This window comes from Nocardia sp. NPDC049526, assembly GCF_044465765.1.
In the GTDB taxonomy this organism is placed as follows: domain Bacteria; phylum Actinomycetota; class Actinomycetes; order Mycobacteriales; family Mycobacteriaceae; genus Nocardia.
Genome location: NZ_JBITMA010000009.1, coordinates 325,896 through 344,756 on the forward strand (window position 1 = coordinate 325,896; position 18,861 = coordinate 344,756).

Sequence of the window (18,861 nt, forward strand, 5' to 3'; positions counted from 1 at the left end):
GAATATGGCACCCCGTCACGAGATCGCGCATCTGGCGCACGTGCAGTTGCTCACCCCGAAGCTGGACGAGAGCGTCGGCTTCTTCACCGACTTCCTCGGCCTGCGGGTGGTCGGCGCCGACGCCGACCTGGTCTACCTGCACGCCTGGGACGACTACCAGCACCACACCATCACCCTGCGTGCCCACCGGCATGCTGGGATCGCCCGCACCTATCTGCGCGCGACGAGTCCGGAAGCGCTGCAGCAGCGAGTCGCAGTGATCGAAGCGGTCGGTCGCGGCATCGGCTGGACCGACGGCGAACCGGGCTTCGGCCCCACCTACCTGTTCACCGATCCGGACGGCCACGAATTCGGCCTCTATTACGAGGCCGAGTGGTTCGAATGCGGCGACGACATCCGGCCGTCGCTGAAGAACCAGGCCGCGGCCTATCCCTGCGGCGGCGTACCGGCACGACGGCTGGATCACGTCAACTTCCTCGGCAAGACCCCGGTGGACAACCGCGACTTCCTGGTCGACACGCTCGGCGCGATGACCACCGAGCAGATCGTGCTCGACAACGGCACCGTGGCGGGGACCTGGACCACCTTCACCAATAAGAGCTACGACATCGTCTACACCAAGGACAATCTCGGCAAGTCCGGACGACTGCACCACATCGCATTCGCCGCCGACAGCCGCCACGACATCCTGCGCGCATGCGACGTCGCCCTCGACCAAGGCGTATTCATCGAGACCGGGCCGCATAAACACGCCATCCAGCAGACCTTCTTCCTCTACGTCTACGAGCCGGGCGGCAACCGCATCGAACTGTGCAACCCCGGCGCGCGGCTGATCCTGGCACCCGACTGGAAACGGGTGGACTGGACCGAGACCGAACGCGCCAAGGGACAGGCCTGGGGGCTGAAGACCATCGAGTCGTTCCACACGCATGGCACCCCGACTGCCGAGGAGTTGGCGCGCGAAGAACAGGCGACTTCCGCTGAACGCTGATCCCCCTTCGCAACGCCGCAACCCAAGGCGCACCCATCTCCGCTCGCACACATTTCTTGATTGTTAACAATTTTGATGGCGATATTGTGCACTATATCTCAAACACTGTAACCTGCGTCACTATGATGCACACCCTTGGACGAAAGAGACGCCGTTGTCCTCGATAGCTCTGCCCGGCGGCAACACCGCCATTTCCCGACTGGCGGCCCGCGTCATCGCACTGTGCTGGTTCCTCGTCCTGCTCGACGGTCTCGATCTGTTCGTCTACGGCGCGGTACTCCCCGGCGTGCTCGACGACAAGGCATTCCACCTGACCAAGTCCATGGGTGGCGATATCGGCAGCCTCACCAATTTCGGCATGCTGCTCGGCGCCCTCAGCGCCGGTCTGCTCACCGACCGCATCGGACGGCGCAAGATCCTCATCACCGGGGTGATCATCTTTTCGATCGCCTCGGCCGGCGCGGCCGCTGCACCGTCGGTCGGCGCGTTCGCCCTGGCTCGTTTCATCTCCGGCTACGGGCTGGGGGCACTGCTGCCGACCTGCATCGCACTGGTGCAGGAATTCGCACCGGCCGGACGCAAGGCCTTCGCAGTCACCTTCCTGATGACCGCCCACCAGGCCGGTGGCGCATTGGCCGGTGCGCTGGCCATGTCGGTCGTGCACGAGCTCGGCTGGCGTTCGGTGTACTGGTTCGGCGCACTGCCGCTGCTGCTGGTGCCGGTGGTGTGGGCGCTGCTACCGGAATCGATTACCTACCTGCTGTCCAGCGGCCGCACCGAGCAAGCTGATGCGCAGGCGGCGAAATATGGTGTGCCACTGGAGTTCTACACGCCTGAGCAGGGTGCCCAGCGGCGGCGCGGCGACGTGCGCGCACTGTTCGCATCCTCGGTACGGCAGACGACCCTACTGTTCTGGATCGCGTCGTTCTTCGGCCTGCTGCTGGTATACGGCATGAACACCTGGCTGCCGACCATGATGCGCGGCCACGGCTACAACCTCGGCTCGGCGATCAGCTTCCTGCTGGTGATCAACTTGGGCGGCATCGCGGGGATGCTGACCGCAGGCCCGCTGGCCGACCGGTTCGGCCCGCGCCCGGTGGCGATGATCTGGTTCGCGATGACGGCAATCGGCGTCAGCCTGCTGGTATTGCACATGCCGCTGGTGGTCACCTACACCGTCGTCTTCGTCACCGGCGGCTTCCTGTTCAGCGCGCAGACCCTGATCTATGCGGCCACCAGTTCGTACTATCTGCCGAGCGTGCGGGCCACCGCATTGGGCTGGGTCTCCAGCGTGGGCCGGTGGGGTTCGATCTTCGGCCCCTGGTTCGGCGGCGTACTGCTGTCGCACGGACTGACCACCAGCGGATTCGGGATGTTCGCCGCGGCGGCGGTGATCGCCCTGCTCATGATCAGCTTCGTGCGCCGCAATCCCGAGGTGGATGCGATCAATGCCGCCGAAGCTCGCGCGGCGGTCACCGCACAGCCCGCATAATCGGATCGGTGCCGGTGCGCCGTGACCGGCGCACCCGCACCGCGGCCGGATCCAACAATTGAATCCGACGTCAACTTCAACTAACCTCTGAGCCATCCGGCAACCCGCGCTCCATCGCGGACGCCCCGGTCAGCGCGCATGAACATGGAGGTTTCTGGTCGTGAAGAGCCGAGAGGTACATCTGGTGGCCCGGCCCACCGGCGAACCCGCACCATCCGATTTCCGGATGGTGACCACGGATGTCCCGGATCCGGGCAGTGGGCAGTTGCTGGTCCGCAACGACTGGATATCGGTCGATCCGTACATGCGCAACCGCATGAACGACGTGAAGTCCTACATTCCGCCGTTCCGACTCGATGCCCCCATGGACGGCGGCGCGGTCGGCACCGTCGTCGCCTCGGGCGTACCGGGAATCGAAGTCGGCGCGACAGTGCTGCACGATCTCGGCTGGCGGGAGTACGCGCTGTTGCAGGCGGGGCAGGCACGCGTGGTCGATACCACGCCGGCCCCGGCCGAGACCTACCTCGGCCCGCTCGGCATCCCCGGACTCACGGCGTATGTGGGTCTGAAGGAAATCGCGCCGGTCCGTCCGGGTGACGTCGTATTCATCTCGGGCGCGGCAGGTGCCGTCGGTCTTGCCGCCTGCCGGGTGGCCAGGCACTTCGGCGCGGCCAAGATCATCGGCTCGGCGGGCGGTCCGGAGAAGGCACGGCGGCTCGTCGAGGAGTTCGGCTACGACGCCGCGATCGACTACCGGGCGGGCAGTCTGGGGAAACGGCTGCGAGAGGCGGCCCCGGACGGCATCGATGTCTACTTCGACAATGTCGGCGGCGACCATTTGCAGGCCGCGATCGGCTCGACGCGCGACTTCGGCCGAATCGCCCTGTGCGGAGCCGTCGCCGGATACAACGCCGAAACCCCGCCGCCCGGCCCGAAGAATCTGGCGCTGGCGGTGGTGCGCCGATTGTCGTTGCGCGGCTTCATCGTCACCGACCACAGTGACCTCGCACCAGAGTACGCGGCGCTCGCGGCGGACTGGGTGCGTGACGGCAGCCTCCGCGTCCCCACCACGGTGCTGACCGGCATCGACAACGCTGTCGACGCCTTCCTCGGCCTGCTGCGCGGTGCCAATACCGGCAAGATGCTGGTCCGGCTGAATGCCGAGGCGATCTGATGCGCGTGGAGAACGCAGTCGCGATCGTCACCGGCGCCGCGGGCGGCATCGGCGCGGCCATCGCGCAACGCCTGCTCGAGCACGGTGCCCGGGTCCTGATCACCGATCGTGACGCCGACCGGCTCGCGGCGACGACACGTCAACTCGCCGAGGCATTTCCGGGCGCGGTATCCGGACAGGCCGCTGACGCCGCATCCGAATCCGATCTCCGCAAGCTCATCGATACGGCCACAACCGAATTCGGCCCGGTCGACATGTTCTTCGCGAATGCCGGTGTCGGCGGTGGCCCCGGACTGGACGCCACCGAGGCGCAGTGGGAGCAAGCACTCGAGGTCAACACCTTGGCCCACGTGCGGGCGGCGCGGTTGCTCGTCCCGGGCTGGCTCGAGCGCGGCAGCGGCTACTTCGTGAGCACCGCCTCGGCGGCGGGACTGCTCACCCAGATCGGTTCGGCCACCTACGCCGTCTCCAAGCACGCGGCCGTCGGATTCGCCGAGTGGCTGGCGGTGACCTACGGGGATCTCGGTGTGCGGGTCAGCTGCCTGTGTCCGATGGGTGTCGATACCGCCCTGCTCACCGGACTCGGCACGGACGGCGGATCCGCCGGCGACCTGGCCACCCGCGCCGTCACCGGAGCCGGGGCGGTGCTGGCTCCGCTCGACGTGGCCGATCGCGTGCTCGAGGCGATCGAGGCCGAACGTTTCCTCGTGCTGCCCCACACGGAGGTCCGAGAATTCCTGCACCGCAAGGCTGCCGATCACGACCGGTGGATCTCGGGCATGCAGCGCTATCGGAGGTCACTGTCATGAGCGGGCGCACCGCCGTACTGTTCGATTTCGGCGGCGTGCTCACCACCGCCGTGCTCGCCGCCTTCGCCGAGTTCGGCGCGGAGCTGGGCGACCCGCGGCTACCGCTGCGTTTGCTCACCCGCGATCCGGAAAGCAGTGCGCTGCTGGTGGATCACGAAGAGGGGCGCATCGGTCAGCGTGAGTTCGAAGTCGGGTTCGCGCGGCGGCTGCGCGCGCACGGAGCCGAAATCGACGATACGGGCCTTGTCGATCGCATCCAGTCCCGGCTGCATCCCGACCCGGAAATGATCGAGCTGGTCGCGGGTGTCCGCACGGCGGGCTATCGCGTCGGTCTGCTGTCGAATTCGCTCGGCGACGACTGCTACGCGGGCTTCGATCTGCCCGCCATGTTCGACGCGGTGACTATCTCCGCGGAGATCGGTACCCGCAAACCGTCCCGTCGGGCCTATCTCGTCGGCTGCGAACGGCTCGGTGTCGCGCCCGAGCAGACCATCATGGTCGACGACCTCGAGCAGAACATCACCGCGGCCGAACTGCTCGGACTCGGCGGCATCGTGCACCGCGACGCCGCATCGACGGCGGCCCTGCTGTGGCCCGCGCTGCGAACCCCTAGCTGATTCACCCACCTTGCGGCGCAGTCTGTTTCGACCGCCCGCACCAACGATCGGAGCCTCGATGGACCTGTTCAGCACGTCCGAGCGCACCCAGCGGTATCAACGCGATCTGCGCGCCTTCATGGACGAATGCGTATACCCGGCCGAGTCGGAGTACGAGAAGCAGATGGCGGCATCCGGCGATCCGCACCACCATCCGCAGATCGTCGAGGACCTCAAGACCGAGGCCCGCGCCCGCGGCCTGTGGAATCTCTTCCATCCGCACCCTGAATGGGGTCCGGGGCTGACCAATCTGGAATACGCCCCGCTGGCCGAGATCATGGGCCGCAGCCCGCATCTCGCGCCGGAGGCGTGCAACTGTTCGGCGCCCGACACCGGCAATATGGAGGTGTTCACCCTCTTCGGCACCCAGGAGCACAAGGAGCGCTGGCTGGAGCCGCTGCTGAACGGCACCATCCGCTCCGCCTTCGCCATGACCGAGCCCGCCGTCGCCAGCTCCGACGCCACCAATATCCAGCTGCGCATGACGCGCGACGGCGACCACTACCTGCTCAACGGCCGGAAGTGGTTCGCCTCCAACGCATTACACAAGAACTGCAGGGTGCTCATCGTCATGGGCAAGACCGACCCGGACGCACCCAAGCACCGCCAGCAGTCGATGATGGTCGTGCCGATCGACGCACCCGGCGTCACGGTCATGCGCAATCTGCCGGTCTTCGGCTACGCCGACCGCGAGGGCCACGCCGAGATCGATTTCTCCGATGTGCGGGTCCCCGTCACGGATGTATTGAAGGGCGAGGGCGAGGGTTTCGCCATCAGCCAGGCCCGGCTCGGCCCGGGTCGCATCCACCACTGCATGCGCGCCATCGGTATGGCCGAACGTGCGCTGGAACTGATGTGCGCACGCGCAGAATCACGAATCACATTCGGGCAGAAGCTGAGTGAGCGCGCCAATATCCAGGACTGGATCGCCGAGGCCCGCATCGATATCGAGCAGGCCCGGCTGCTGACCCTCAAGGCCGCCTGGATGATGGATACCGTCGGCAATAAGGCGGCCCAGGTCGAGATCGCGGCGATCAAGATCGCCGCACCGGAGATGGCGCTGCGGATCGTGGACCGGGCGATCCAGGTGCACGGCGGGGCCGGTGTCACCGACGATTTCCCGCTCGCCAGCATGTACGCGCACCTGCGCACATTGCGCCTGGCCGATGGACCCGACGAAGTGCACAAACGCGCCATCGCGCGCGCCGAACTCGGTAAGTTCAGGGCCGGGGCGTAGGACGGGCAGGAACGAATGCAGACAAGTAACGGGCTCATTCAGCCCACCGCGGACGCGACCGGCTTCGATATCGATGCGGCCGCGTTCGCGGACTGGGTGTCCTCGCTCGGTTCGGCGTGTACCGCCCCGGTGCGGGCCGAACGGGTGGGGATCGGCCAGTCCAATCTGACCTTCCTGATCACCGATGCACAGGGGCGTCGTTGGGTGCTGCGGCGTCCGCCGCTCGGCCACCTGCTGGCGTCCGCGCACGATGTGGCGCGGGAGGCCCGCGTCATGTCGGCCCTGGCGCCCACCGATGTCCCGGTGCCGCGCGTCCACGATATCCGGCACGAGGGCGAGATCGCGCTGGTGCTCATGGAATTCGTCGACGGACTGGTCGTCGACGGAGTCGAGACCGCCGAGCGAATCACCCCCGAGCTGCGCCGCAGCGCCGGGCTGTCACTGGTGCGTACGCTGGCCCGCATCCACGCCGTCGATCTGGAAGCCACCGCGCTGATCGACCTGGCCAGTCACAAACCGTATGCGGAGCGGCAGCTCAAACGGTGGTCGGCACAGTGGGAGAAGTCGAAAACACGGGACCTGCCGCTGGTGGACCGCCTCACCGAACGGCTCCGGGCCGCTGTTCCCGAACAGCGCGAACTCGCGCTCGTGCACGGTGATTACAACCTCCGCAATGTGATCACCACACCGGAGACAGGTGCGGTCGCCGCCGTACTCGACTGGGAACTGTGCACCCTGGGTGATCCGCTGGCCGATGTCGGCAGTCTGCTGGCTTACTGGCCGATGCCCGGCGAAGCGGCCATTCCGGGTACGGAGATGGTCATGCTCCCGGGTTTTCCGTCGCGTGCCGAACTGATCGAGGAGTATCTCGCGATCACCGGACGTGACCGGCGGTCACTCGGGTTCTGGCATGCGCTCGGGCTGTGGAAGCTCGCGGTCATTGCCGAGGGTGTGTACCGCCGCACCCTCGACGACCCCCGCAACCGTGCGGCCGCGGGCATTCCGACTACCGATATGGTCGACGGACTCGCCGAAACCGCAGACCGAATCGCCACCGAAGCCGGTTTCTGACAGCGTGTCTGAATACCCCGCTGGGTGTTCAGACACCGCCCTTCTCGGGCGTCGTCGGTTCACACCACGATGGTGTGAACGTCGGTTCCCGCGTCTTCCGGGCTGGTTTCACCGGTGCCCATTGGGTGCCGGTCAGCTCCTTCCCGTCAGCGGGCGTTGGTGACCCGGCCTCCTGCTTGGGGGTCCGGGGATCGTGATTGGTCTTGGTGGGTCGCCGCCCAAACGGCGAGGTTGATCGCCGCGTTGTGGTCGCGGTCGGCGCGGAACCCGCACCCGCAGGTGAACACCCGATCCGACAAGGTCAGCTCGGTGGTTACCGTTTCGCACTTCGAGCAGCGTTTACTCGACGCGAACCAGCGGTCGGTGGTGACGACGGTGCCGCTGCGCCAGGATTGCTTGTAGCGCAACAGTCGTGCGAAGTCGGTCCATCCGGCGTCGCTGATCGCACGCGCCAGATGCCGATTACGGAGCATGCCCGCCACGTGCAGGTCCTCGACAACGAGTCGGTCGTGGGTTTTGACCAGTGTGTTGGTGACCTGATGCAGAAAATGGCGGCGAATATTGGCGATTCGGTGGTGGTGCCGCGCCAGGCGGGCGGTGGCGTCTTTGCGGTTGCGGGATCCTTTCCGTTTGCGGGACAACGATTTCGCCAGCCGCCGCTGCTTGTGCAGCCCGGTGGTCAGAGGTTTGGGTGGGTCGTCGATGCGAGCGACTTCGGCACCGTCGGCGGTGGCAGCGACCACGAACGCCGACAACCCACGGTCGAGGCCCACCCAGCCGCCGTCATCGTCGGCTGTGCGCGGTTGGTAGTGGCGGGCGGGATGCAGGTCGGCGGCCTCGGTGGTGATGCTGATCTGCCAGCGGCCCGCACGGTAGGTGACGGTGGTGTAGAGGATTTTCGCCCGTCCCTTCGCGAGCAGGCGACGCAGGCGGCGGGTGTCCTCCCGCACCCGCATCATCCCGATACCGGGCAGGGTCACCGACCGTGGAATGTCGTCACCCAGGCGGATCCCGGCACGACCGGTCTTGGAAAGTTTGTTGCGCAGCCGAAACGACGAAGTGGTGACGTGTTTCTTTTTGAAGCGCGGAAACCCGACCCTGGTACCTTTGTGTTTTCCGGTGCGGGAGTCGGAGTAGGCGGCCAAGCCCCGACCGCAATCGACGGCAGCTTCTTCGAACACCTGCTGACTCACCTGGGTGCGCCACACCAGCCCGGTCACCTCGACTTCGGCGACGCCAGCCGCGTCGACGGCGATCACGCGCCCGGCGGCTTCGGATTTCTTCCACCCGTTGAAGGCGTTGATCAAACTGAACCCGGTCCACGGCACCGAGTGATCGGGGTCGAATTTCCGTTGGGTGAGAGCGGTTTTCACGATGTCGAGGCAAGTGTTGAACGCGAACCGGGCCGCTCCGGCATGGCGTGCGAGCACCACTTGCTGCTCGACGGTTGGGTCGAGGCAGTACCGGAACGTGGTGTGGCGGCTCATCACCGGCGAGTGTGACACAGGCCACCGACACTGAGGCGATCTGGTGACCGCCAGTGCCACGCGATTCCCATCCCGCGTTCTCAGACACGCTCTGAGCTTGTGATTCAAATTTAAGCAAGGTCAGCTACAACGCAAGCTCATTCTCCGCGCTCGTGGCGCACTTGAAAGACAAGCTGAGACGAACTGGCCTGCCTCCCGATATTGCCAGGGAGACAGGCAGTTTCGCGTATTCGCTCGAACGAAGTAACCGCCGGGCACAGGATGTCCGGCGGTCAACTTCTATCAGGGCACGAGTACCGACAGCGCTTCGGCAATACAGGCGGGCTTGTCGCTGCCCTCGAGTTCGATGGTCACCCGAGCCGTCACCTGGACCCCCGCTTTGGTCGGCTCGAGCTTCACCAATTCCACTCCCGCCCGCAGGCGACTACCCGACGGCACCGGCGACGGGAAGCGAACCTTGTTGCTGCCGTAGTTGATTCCCATCTTCACCCCGTCGACGCGATACACCTGCCAGACCAGCTGCGGCAATAGGGACAGGGTCAGATAACCGTGAGCGATCGTCGTGCCGAACGGTCCCTGCGCGGCCCGCTCCGGGTCGACGTGAATCCACTGATGGTCACCGGTCGCCTCGGCGAACAGATCGATCTGCTCCTGGGTCACGGTGTGCCATTCGCTGTAGCCGAGATGGGTGCCGACAGCCTGCTCGAGTTCGCCGATTCCGTTGAATACCTTCATTATTCGCCCCTCAGACCGTCGGCGCACCGGCGACGTAGAGCACCTGGCCGGTGACATACGACGCGCCTTCGCTGACGAAGAACGACACCGTGTGCGCGATATCCTCGGGCTTGCCGACGCGGCCCACCGGAATCCGCGCCACCAGGGTCTTGCTGAACTCCTCGAACGAAACACCCATGCGCTCGGCGGTGGCGGCGGTCATCTCGGTCTCGATGAAACCCGGCGCGACGGAGTTTACGGTCACGCCGAATTTTCCGAGTTCGATCGCGAGGGTCTTGGTGAATCCCTGCAATCCGGCCTTGGCGGCGGCATAGTTGGCCTGGCCGCGATTGCCGAGCGCCGAAGTGCTGGAGAGATTGACGATGCGGCCCCAGCCCGCGTCGGTCATGTACTTCTGCGTCGCGCGGCTCATCAGGAAGGATCCACGCAGGTGCACGCCCATGACCGCGTCCCAGTCGTCGACGGTCATCTTGTACAGCATGTTGTCGCGGATGATGCCCGCATTGTTCACCAGAACGGTCGGCGCGCCCAGTTCGGCGGCGACCCGCTCGACCGCCGCGGCGACGGCCTGTTCGTCGGCGACGTTCGCACCCACCGCGAGCGCCCGGCCGCCGGCCGATTCGATCTCGGCGACAACGGTTTTGCAGGCCGCCTCGTCGAGATCCAGGACGGCGACCGCGAAGCCGTCCGCCGCCAGCCGCTTTGCGGTGGTAGCACCGATGCCACGCGCGGCGCCGGTCACGATGGCGGTACGGGTTGTCTCACTGCTCATTACGGTTCTCCTTGTCGAATTCGGTTGGCACCGTTCATGGTTCGAAGACCACACGGCCGACGGTCTTACCGTCGGCGAGGCGCTGCAGTCCGGCAGCCACGTTATCCAGTGGCAGCCGCTCGCCGATCAGGGGTTTCACCGACCCCCGCTCGGCCAGCCCGGTCAACTCCAGATGGCACTCGCGCACCGCCTGCGGATCCTTGTCGCGGTACAGGCCCCAGTGCAGACCGAGTATCGAATAGTTCTTCACCAGTGCGTGGTTCAGTGCGGTGGACTGGATCTGCCCGCCCGCGAATCCGATGACCAGGATGCGTCCCTCGAAGGCGATGCACTTGGTGGAGCGCTGATACACCTCACCGCCGACCGGGTCGTACACCACATCCGCACCGCGACCGTCGGTCGCGTCCCGCACAACCGAGACAAAATCCTGTGCACTGCGATCCACCACGATGTCCGCGCCGAGCGCCCGCGCGACCTCGGCCTTGGCCGCGCTGCCGACCACCCCGATCACCGTGGCCCCGGCCGCCTTGCCCAATTGCACAGCGGCACTGCCGACGCCACCGGCCGCCGCATGGACCAGCAGCGTCTCCCCCGCCCGCAGACCGGCACGCCGATGCAGTCCGAACCAGCCCGTCTGGTAGCCGATGAAGAGGGCGGCGGCCTCGGCATCGTCGAGCGCCGCCGGGGCGGGAAAGACATCCGTGGCGGGCATGACCGCCAGTTCCGCAAACCCACCCCAGGGCAGCGCGGTACTGCCGAGCACCCGGTCGCCGATCGCGATGCCGTCGACGTCGGCACCGACCGCGACCACCTCACCGCACAGTTCGACCCCGGGGGTGAACGGGAGTTCGGGCTTGATCTGGTACTCGCCCCGGCACATCAGTACGTCCGGGAAGTTCGCGGCCGCGGCGCGGGTCCGCACCACCACCTGGCCTGGACCGGGCTCGGGCTCCTCCAGTTCGACCAGCCGCAGTACTTGCGCCGGTTCGCCCAATTCCGTTACCCGCCAAGCCTTCACGCCACGCCTCCGGTGAGGGTGACGCCGCCGTCGACGACGATCAGCTGGCCGGTCAACCAGGCCGCGTCATCGGAGAGCAGGAAGGCGGCGACGCTGCCGATGTCCTCGGGTACGCCGAGGCGCTTGAGCGGATAGGCCGAGGCGACCTGCTCCTCGCGGCCGTCGTAGAGCGCGGTGGCGAATTGGGTCTTCACCACGGCGGGCGCGATCGCATTCACCCGGATCGACGGGCCCAGTTCGACCGCCAACTCCTGGGTGATGTGCACCAGCATCGCCTTGGTTGCCCCGTAGAACCCGATGCCGGGCGCGGGCTTGATTCCGGCTACCGACGCGACATTGACCACCGAGCCGCCGTGCTCGCCCTGCCATGCCTTGTGCACCTGCTGCACCCAGGAGATCGCCGCCAGGCAGTTCACCTCGAAGACTTTACGGGCCGCGGCCAGGTCGAGTTCGACCATCGGCCCATATACCGGGTTGATACCGGCATTGTTGACAAGGAAGTCGACCGAACCGAAGGTCTCCAGCGTGCGCTCGATGGCCTCGGTCTGATGTTCGACGTCGTCGGCTCGTCCCGCGACGGCGATGGCGTGCTCGGGTCCGCCGAGTTCGGCGACCACCGCATCCAGCGCGTCCTTTTTGCGGGCGGTCACACAGACCCGCGCACCGTCGGCTACCAGCCGCTGCGCGATGGCCAGCCCGATACCGCGGCTGGCCCCGGTGACAATCGCCGTCTTTCCGTCGAAACGACCCATTACGTAAGCCTCTCCTGATGCTCGACCTGCGTGACCCAGACTCACCGAACTTGATTCCGACGTCAAGTTCAAGTGAGGCCACACGTCGCGTGATCCGGGTCACATGAATGATCGGCGCACATCGACCGACCGCGTGGCCGACGCGCGGTCAGTGAGCTTCTTTCAGCTGAAGAGCGTTGAACCACAATTGATTCAGCGTTTTCACCAACTTTTCGAAGGACACCTTCCGCCCCTCGACGAATACGAAGTACGCCATGCGGCTCACCATGCTCGACAGCGCCAGCGACGTGACCTCGGCATCCAACTCGGCATCCACCAGACCACGATCCTGCAGATTCCGGATCATCTCGGCATTGCGCTCGACGAAGGCCAGGGCGCGTTCGAAGCGCAGCACCCGGAAGTTCTCATCGATCTTCGACACCTGTTCGAGCACGGCCATCAGCCGCGCATTACGCCGATACGACAACAGGTACTCGCGATTGGCTGCGGCGATCAACTCACGCGGGTCGTCGATGCCCACCCGCTCCCGGATGTGCGGGTGCAGCATTTCCTCGCGCACCTGCTCGACAACCGCGGCGAAGATCTCTTCCTTGCTGTCGAAGTAGGTGTAGAACGATCCGGAGGCGACCCCGGCGGCCTTGGAGATATCACTGATCCTGGCGTCGAGGAAACCGTCGCGTTCGAACACCTCGCGCGCCGCAGTCACCAGTGCGGACCTGGTGCGCATGCCACGCTTACTCCGTGGGGGCACCCGACCGGGCTGGTCCTCGTTGGCTTCCTGGGCGTTCACTGCCTCACTCGCTGTCGTCCGGCTCGCTGACGTGGTGGATCGTAACAGCGCACGCCGCTGCCGCGACGCCGCTGGGCAACCCGTATCGGCACAACATCTATTGAACATGACGCCAAATTCAAGTAGCGTCCGACCCACTGACGTGGCCTGGGTCACATCAGTTCTCGCCCACTCATGAAACTGGAGCAAGCCATGCCTGCGAATCCGGCTTCCCCGACCGCATCGGATCAGCCGACCAATGTCGCCGACCGGTGCTGGCAGCACGCCGCCGAACGCCCCGGCGCCATCGCGCTGCTCGCCGCGGACACACAACTCACCTACGGCGAATTGGCCAGGCGCAGTGCGGCTTACGGCGGCCTGCTGCGCGAGTCCGGTATCGCGATGGGCGACCGGGTACTGCTGGTGGCGCCCACCGTCGGTGAATTCGTCGTCGCATATCTGGGCGCGCAGCTCATCGGCGCCATCGCCATCACCATGAACACCATGGCCACCACGCCCGAAATCGGTTACGTGCTGGACGACTCCGGCGCGCGGATCGTCATTGCCTGGCACGGCGCGCAGGAGGCCGCACGGGAGGCAGCCATCGAACGAAATCTGCCATTGCTCGTGCTCACGCCGGACGCGCATGCCGAACCGGCCCAGCCCGTGGCCGAACCGGTGCGCCGCCGCGCCGACGACACCGCCGTGCTGCTCTACACCTCCGGAACCACCGGCAAACCGAAGGGCGTCGAACTCACCATCGCCAACCTGACCGAGACCGCTCGAATCTTCACCGATCAGCTGCAGCTCGGCCCGGACGATCGCTTCGGCACCGGACTGCCGCTGTTCCATGTCTACGGGCAGGCGGTATGCCTGCTCACCGCACTGCACGCGGGCGCGTCCTTCGCCATGGTGACGCCCTTCGAACCGCGGGCCATGATCGCAATGATCCGAGAGCAACAGCTCACCCACGTCGCCGGTGTACCGACCATGTGGAATGCCATGCTGCACGCGGCCGGTGACTACGGTGCGGCAGATTTCGCGAGCCTGCGGCTGGCGGCATCCGGCGGGGCGTCACTGCCCGGTGAGGTGATCCGCGCCTTCTCGGATCGCTTCGGCTGCACCATCCTCGAGGGTTACGGCCTCACCGAATCCACGGGTGCGGCGACCTACAACCCGCTCAATCGTGAACAGCGGGTGGGCTCGGTCGGCGCCGCGCTGCCCGGGACGTCGATCGAGGTTCGCGATCCCGACGGCAAAGTACTGCCCGCAGACACCGTCGGCGAGATCTTCCTGCGCGGCCCCAGCATCATGAAGGGGTACTGGAACCGGCCCGACGCCACCGCCGCCGATTTGTCCGACGGCTGGTTGAAGAGCGGCGATCTGGGCCGCGTCGACGCCGACGGCTATGTCTACATCGTCGACCGCGCAAAGGATCTCATCATTCGCGGCGGATACAACGTCTACCCGCGCGAGGTCGAGGAAGTGCTGTACGAGCATCCGGATGTCGTCGAAGTGGCAGTGATCGGTATTCCGGACGACCACTACGGCGAAGAGGTCGGCGCGGTCGTCGCCGCCGCGCCCGGGGTCGAACTCGATCCGGCGGAGCTGCGGTCCTGGGCCAAGGAGCGGTTGTCGGCGTACAAGGTGCCGCATCGCTTCGCCTTCACCGACCAGCTACCCAAGGGCGCCACCGGCAAGATCCTCAAACGCGCTCTCGACCGGAATCTCTTCACAGACAAGGCAGCCCGATGACCGAGATCCCCACCGCGACCGGAACCGTCGACTCCGCCGAACTGGGCCGCGTCCTGGTGCACGAGCACGTCTTCGTACTCGGCGAGGAATTCCGGCAGAACTTCGCCGACTGGGATGAGGACGCCCGCGTCGACGACGCCGTCGAACAACTGAACGAGTTGAAATCCCTCGGCATCGACACCATCCTCGACCCGACCGTGCTCGGGTTGGGCCGCTATCTGCCGCGCATCCAGAAGATCGCGGCCAGAACGGATTTGCGGGTCATCGTCGCCACCGGCATCTACACCTACAACGATGCGCCCTTCCAATTCCATTACATCGGGCCGGGTTTGCTGTTCGACCGGCCGGAGCCGATGGTGGAAATGTTCGTCAAGGATCTCACCGAGGGCATTGCCGATACCGGTGTGCGCGCCGGATTCCTCAAGTGCGCCATCGAGGAACCCGGACTGACGCCCGGCGTCGAACGGGTGATGCGCGCGGTCGGGCAGGCATCGGCGCAGACGGGTGCGCCGATCACCGTGCACACCAACCCGCACACCCGCTCCGGGCTGGTGGCGCAGCGGGTGCTGGCCGAAGAAGGCGCGGACCTGAGCCGCGTGGTGATCGGCCACTCCGGCGACACCACCGATATCGATTACCTCACCGAACTCGCCGACGCGGGGTCGCTGCTCGGCATGGATCGCTTCGGGCTCGATGTCCTGCTGCCGTTCGAGGATCGGATCGACACCATTGTCGAACTGGTGCGGCGCGGCTACGTGGACAAGGTCGTTATCGCCCACGACGCGGCGTGCCACATCGACTGGTTCGACCCCGATGCCAAGAAGCAGGTGGCACCGAAGTGGAACTACCGGCACATCAGTGAAGATGTGACTCCGGCACTGACCGCGCGGGGACTCACCGAGGACGATATCGACGCGATTCTGGTGCGCAATCCGCGCCGGTACTTCGAGAAGTGATCCGAACGATGCACGGACACAAGGAGCAACGCTGTTGACCACGCTCGCCCCGCACAGTGCCCATCTCGCGTTCCGCGCGCTCGAGCCGGTTCACGGGATGATCTACTTCACCCCGCACGGCCCGGATGCCTACCGCGAGTTGGGCATTACCGATCCGCGCATGATGTACTTCGCATCCCGGTCCGCGGCATTCGGGCCGGTGCCCGCCGAGGTCACCATCGCCACGTTCTTCAATTTCAATCCGGCCGCGGTGCGGGCCGTTCTCCCGGCCGCATGGGAAATCGCCTCGCCCGCAGATATTTTCCGTGCTCGGTTGCGCGCCGTCGATCGGTCGCTGCGGCAGGCATGGGGCGACGACATCAGTGGCCCCGAGGTCCGTGCAGCCGCCGAGCTTGCCCGGCGCGCTGCCGAACGTGCTTGCGAACGCCCTCAGGGCCGTCCGTTGTTCGCCGCACACGCGGCGCTGCCGTGGCCCGACGAACCGCATCTGGTGCTGTGGCATGCGCAGACACTGTTGCGGGAGTATCGAGGCGATGGGCATGTCGCACTATTGCTCACGGAGGGTCTGGACGGAATCGAGGCATTGATCACCCACAGTGCGACCGGCGAGATATCGCCGGAAGTGTTGCGCGCCAGTCGATCCTGGAGCGAAGCGGACTGGGCCACCGGTGTGCGGCGGCTTCGCGAGCGGGGTTGGATGGTCGACGATGCCGTCGCGCTGAGCGAACACGGCTCGGCGCGACGCGAGGCGATCGAGCGCCGGACCGACGAACTCTCGGTCTATCCGTACGAAGCGATCGGCGAAGCCGGGTGCGCGCGCCTGTGTGCGCTCGCCGCGCCGCTGGCGATCCGGGTAATCGAAGGAAACCTCGGATTCCCGCACACGCTGTCGGCTCGCTATCGACAGGCGATCAAAGCCGTTCTATAGGACTTTCAGCCGATACTGCGGGCGAAATCGATCAGGGCGGCGCTGACTTCGGCGGCACGTTCCTGTTGAATCCAGTGTCCCGCTCCGTCCAGGACAATGGATGCCCGCAGGTCGGACAATATGGCAGCCATCTTGGTGGTCGGGGTGAACCGGATGACGGCATCCTCCGATCCGGCGATGAACAGCGCGGGCTGGTGGATCTTCGCATCGGCCAGGTGCGTGCTCAGTTCCCAGTTGCGGTCGAGATTGCGGTAGTAGTTGAGTCCACCGGTGAACCCGGTGGTCGTGAAAGTCGCTATGTAGTAACCGAGTTCGTCCTCGCTCAGCCAGGCCGGAGCGGCCATCTCGGAACCGTTGCCGCTCAACAGATCCCGAGCGCTGACGACATCGTCCTGCAGCAGCGTGCGGCGCACGTTCGACGCGAGCTCCGCGTCCGCGCGGCCCGGCTCCTGGAACCAGCACATATAGAAGTCGTCGCCGAGCCTGGACCGGAGTATCGGCAACGGCGGCGCGGCCGACCGCGGCGTCGCCGGAACGCTCAGCCCCGCGACGGCCCGCACTCGTTCCGGATGCCGAAGGGCCAACTGCCACACCACCGACGCACCCCAGTCATGACCGACGAAGATCGCATCCTCGACCCCGGCCGCATCGAGCAGACCGACTAGATCACCGCACAGCGTGGCCATGTCGTAGTCCTCGATCCGACTCGGCCGAGAACTGCCACCGTAGCCGCGCATATCCGGCGTCAACGTCCGGAAACCAGCCTCGGCGAGCGCGAAGACTTGATGACGCCACGAGAATCCGAGTTCCGGAAAGCCATGACAGAACACCACCACGGGACCGTCGCCGTGCTCGACGACCCGCAACTCGATCCCGTTCGTCGCGACCTGGCGGCTCCCCAGCCCCAGCCACTCGTCCAGCAGATTACGCGTGTCCATGGTCACCTCGTCTACCGCGGCAATATAGCTCGACACCGTATTCGATTATGACGTCAAGTTCAACTTTCACCGCAGACCAACAGCGGGTATTGAGCGCCGACCACCCCCAGATCCGCAACACACGAAACAACCTGTCTCATTGCATACGGCTGCTATCGGACAAGCCGTGCCTGTGACCTGGGCTATCCGCGCTCAGCCTTCCGCCAACTCCTCGGCGGCCTCTTGGCCCACGACGCCGGTTCGCTGCAGGAAGTCGGCAATTATCTCGAGTTCGGACTCGGAATAGCGGGAGCAGAGTTCATCCATGCGGTTGTTCATGCCGGAGAACAGCTCGAACAGTTCGGAATTCCGTTCGCGCACCGGATGCAAGGTGACCGCGCGGCGATCCGTGGACTCCGGGTCACGTTCACGGACGATCCATCCGCCCTTCTGCAGGCGATCCAGAATTCCGGTCATGGTCGCGGGGTGCAGTCCGGCGCGGCGCGCCAATACCGTCGGGGATATGGGGCCGTGGCGGTTGATCAGGTCGAGGCATGTCCAATCGACGTCCTTGAGTTCGACCCGGCCACCGAACCTTCTATTGAGCAGCGAAAGCTGAATATTCAAGTCACGCAATGCTTCCCGCACGTCGGCCGTCAATCGCCGACGACTGCGCGTCGAAGTACGACCTGCTACTGAACTCATTGTCCGCCACCCTCGCCTACGTTTATACGGCTTTCGTATCATACGTAGGCGAGGGGCAGATACGGCTCGCCGACGTGTGCGATTCGCTCCGTCAGACCGGAACGACGCGGAAGACCGCGATTCGATGCGCCGATGCGGCCACACCATCGGGAGTGGCGGCATCGGCCAGTCCGGTGGTGACGAAACGCTTGCCGACGCTCTTCGGGCTCGTGGCCACCAATTCGTGCAGCAGCGGGGGGCGCTCGCCTACCGGCACCTCGACCAGGCGCGCGGTCGACGACTTTCGGCCGCGTGTCAGCGTAACGATGTCTGCCGCACGGGCATTCGCGACCCATGCCGCCTTCGGGAATGCCTGGAAAATGAAGCGTCCGCTGTCGAGCTTGTTCACCGCAATCGGGAAGGTGCGCAACTGTCCGCTGCGTCGCCCCGCGACCGTGAGCAGCTGCATCGGGCCGAAGGCGATGCCTATCCGCTGCAACCCGACGATGACCTTGTTGATGGTGTTGGTTGTCCGACGGTAACTATCTGCACTCATGCACACAATCCTAGTTGAAGATTATATGAGTTTCATATCGTATATTTCACATATCAGCGCCGGTTCCATCGTGGGTGAAGCGACCGGCGTCGGCGATTATCA

General features: G+C 65.6%; 19 protein-coding genes. 10 read left to right on the forward strand and 9 right to left on the reverse strand.

The genetic code is table 11. From position 1 onward, the window contains the following. Positions 1 to 4: 4 nt before the first annotated feature. From ACIBW7_RS28190 to ACIBW7_RS28220, 7 genes are all read left to right on the forward strand, one after another. The gene (locus ACIBW7_RS28190) at positions 5 to 991 is read left to right on the forward strand and encodes a VOC family protein (RefSeq protein ID WP_397051355.1); all 987 of its coding nucleotides are present in this window, start codon (positions 5 to 7) and stop codon (positions 989 to 991) included. A 154-nt stretch (positions 992 to 1,145) separates the two neighbouring features. Then, positions 1,146 to 2,483, forward strand: coding sequence for an MFS transporter (locus tag ACIBW7_RS28195; protein ID WP_397051357.1), 1,338 nt, complete (start codon positions 1,146 to 1,148; stop codon positions 2,481 to 2,483). Between the two features lie 160 nt (positions 2,484 to 2,643). Beyond that, complete coding sequence (locus tag ACIBW7_RS28200) at positions 2,644 to 3,657, forward strand: NADP-dependent oxidoreductase (RefSeq protein ID WP_397051359.1); 1,014 nt, start codon at positions 2,644 to 2,646, stop codon at positions 3,655 to 3,657. Continuing rightward, positions 3,657 to 4,466 carry an SDR family oxidoreductase gene (locus tag ACIBW7_RS28205; protein WP_397051361.1) on the forward strand — a complete coding sequence of 270 codons (810 nt, stop codon included), beginning with the start codon at positions 3,657 to 3,659 and terminating at the stop codon, positions 4,464 to 4,466. Before ACIBW7_RS28200 ends, ACIBW7_RS28205 begins: the two co-directional genes overlap by 1 nt. Beyond that, positions 4,463 to 5,083: an HAD family hydrolase gene (locus ACIBW7_RS28210; protein WP_397051363.1), complete on the forward strand. Its 621-nt coding sequence runs from the start codon at positions 4,463 to 4,465 to the stop codon at positions 5,081 to 5,083. The genes ACIBW7_RS28205 and ACIBW7_RS28210 overlap by 4 nt, the downstream gene beginning before the upstream one ends. A gap of 58 nt (positions 5,084 to 5,141) precedes the next feature. After that, positions 5,142 to 6,359 (forward strand): acyl-CoA dehydrogenase family protein, encoded by a 1,218-nt coding sequence (locus ACIBW7_RS28215; RefSeq protein ID WP_397051365.1) that lies wholly within the window; start codon positions 5,142 to 5,144, stop codon positions 6,357 to 6,359. A gap of 15 nt (positions 6,360 to 6,374) precedes the next feature. Further along, positions 6,375 to 7,430 carry a phosphotransferase family protein gene (locus ACIBW7_RS28220; RefSeq protein ID WP_397051367.1) on the forward strand — a complete coding sequence of 352 codons (1,056 nt, stop codon included), beginning with the start codon at positions 6,375 to 6,377 and terminating at the stop codon, positions 7,428 to 7,430. A 146-nt stretch (positions 7,431 to 7,576) separates the two neighbouring features. Here ACIBW7_RS28220 and ACIBW7_RS28225 read toward each other — a convergent pair whose 3' ends face one another. The 6 genes from ACIBW7_RS28225 to ACIBW7_RS28250 form a co-directional block, all read right to left on the reverse strand. After that, positions 7,577 to 8,917 carry an RNA-guided endonuclease TnpB family protein gene (locus ACIBW7_RS28225; protein ID WP_397051369.1) on the reverse strand — a complete coding sequence of 447 codons (1,341 nt, stop codon included), beginning with the start codon at positions 8,915 to 8,917 and terminating at the stop codon, positions 7,577 to 7,579. Between the two features lie 282 nt (positions 8,918 to 9,199). Continuing rightward, positions 9,200 to 9,652: a MaoC family dehydratase gene (locus ACIBW7_RS28230; protein WP_397051371.1), complete on the reverse strand. Its 453-nt coding sequence runs from the start codon at positions 9,650 to 9,652 to the stop codon at positions 9,200 to 9,202. Between the two features lie 10 nt (positions 9,653 to 9,662). Next, the gene (gene fabG, locus ACIBW7_RS28235) at positions 9,663 to 10,424 is read right to left on the reverse strand and encodes a 3-oxoacyl-ACP reductase FabG (protein ID WP_397051373.1); all 762 of its coding nucleotides are present in this window, start codon (positions 10,422 to 10,424) and stop codon (positions 9,663 to 9,665) included. A 34-nt stretch (positions 10,425 to 10,458) separates the two neighbouring features. Beyond that, the gene (locus tag ACIBW7_RS28240; protein ID WP_397051375.1) at positions 10,459 to 11,442 is read right to left on the reverse strand and encodes an NADPH:quinone oxidoreductase family protein; all 984 of its coding nucleotides are present in this window, start codon (positions 11,440 to 11,442) and stop codon (positions 10,459 to 10,461) included. After that, entirely contained in the window at positions 11,439 to 12,194 is a 756-nt protein-coding gene (locus tag ACIBW7_RS28245; protein WP_397051377.1) for an SDR family oxidoreductase, read from the reverse strand. Before ACIBW7_RS28245 ends, ACIBW7_RS28240 begins: the two co-directional genes overlap by 4 nt. 148 nt (positions 12,195 to 12,342) lie before the next feature. Then, the gene (locus ACIBW7_RS28250) at positions 12,343 to 12,921 is read right to left on the reverse strand and encodes a TetR/AcrR family transcriptional regulator (protein WP_397051664.1); all 579 of its coding nucleotides are present in this window, start codon (positions 12,919 to 12,921) and stop codon (positions 12,343 to 12,345) included. Positions 12,922 to 13,176: 255 nt separating this feature from the next. Here ACIBW7_RS28250 and ACIBW7_RS28255 point away from each other — a divergent pair, with 255 nt between their 5' ends. The 3 genes from ACIBW7_RS28255 to ACIBW7_RS28265 are packed head-to-tail and all read left to right on the forward strand — an operon-like array spanning position 13,177 to position 16,602. Further along, positions 13,177 to 14,718, forward strand: a complete 1,542-nt coding sequence (locus ACIBW7_RS28255) for a long-chain fatty acid--CoA ligase (RefSeq protein WP_397051379.1) — start codon at positions 13,177 to 13,179, stop codon at positions 14,716 to 14,718. Continuing rightward, positions 14,715 to 15,674: a phosphotriesterase gene (locus ACIBW7_RS28260; protein WP_397051381.1), complete on the forward strand. Its 960-nt coding sequence runs from the start codon at positions 14,715 to 14,717 to the stop codon at positions 15,672 to 15,674. The genes ACIBW7_RS28255 and ACIBW7_RS28260 overlap by 4 nt, the downstream gene beginning before the upstream one ends. A gap of 34 nt (positions 15,675 to 15,708) precedes the next feature. Then, the gene (locus tag ACIBW7_RS28265) at positions 15,709 to 16,602 is read left to right on the forward strand and encodes a hypothetical protein (RefSeq protein ID WP_397051383.1); all 894 of its coding nucleotides are present in this window, start codon (positions 15,709 to 15,711) and stop codon (positions 16,600 to 16,602) included. 5 nt (positions 16,603 to 16,607) lie between these two features. On the opposite strand, the gene ACIBW7_RS28270 is transcribed toward ACIBW7_RS28265, so the two are convergent. The 3 genes from ACIBW7_RS28270 to ACIBW7_RS28280 form a co-directional block, all read right to left on the reverse strand. Further along, positions 16,608 to 17,540, reverse strand: coding sequence for an alpha/beta fold hydrolase (locus ACIBW7_RS28270; protein WP_397051666.1), 933 nt, complete (start codon positions 17,538 to 17,540; stop codon positions 16,608 to 16,610). Positions 17,541 to 17,732: 192 nt separating this feature from the next. Further along, entirely contained in the window at positions 17,733 to 18,224 is a 492-nt protein-coding gene (locus ACIBW7_RS28275) for a MarR family transcriptional regulator (RefSeq protein WP_397051385.1), read from the reverse strand. Positions 18,225 to 18,315: 91 nt separating this feature from the next. Next, positions 18,316 to 18,759: a nitroreductase/quinone reductase family protein gene (locus tag ACIBW7_RS28280; RefSeq protein WP_397051387.1), complete on the reverse strand. Its 444-nt coding sequence runs from the start codon at positions 18,757 to 18,759 to the stop codon at positions 18,316 to 18,318. Between the last annotated feature and the right edge of the window lie 102 nt (positions 18,760 to 18,861).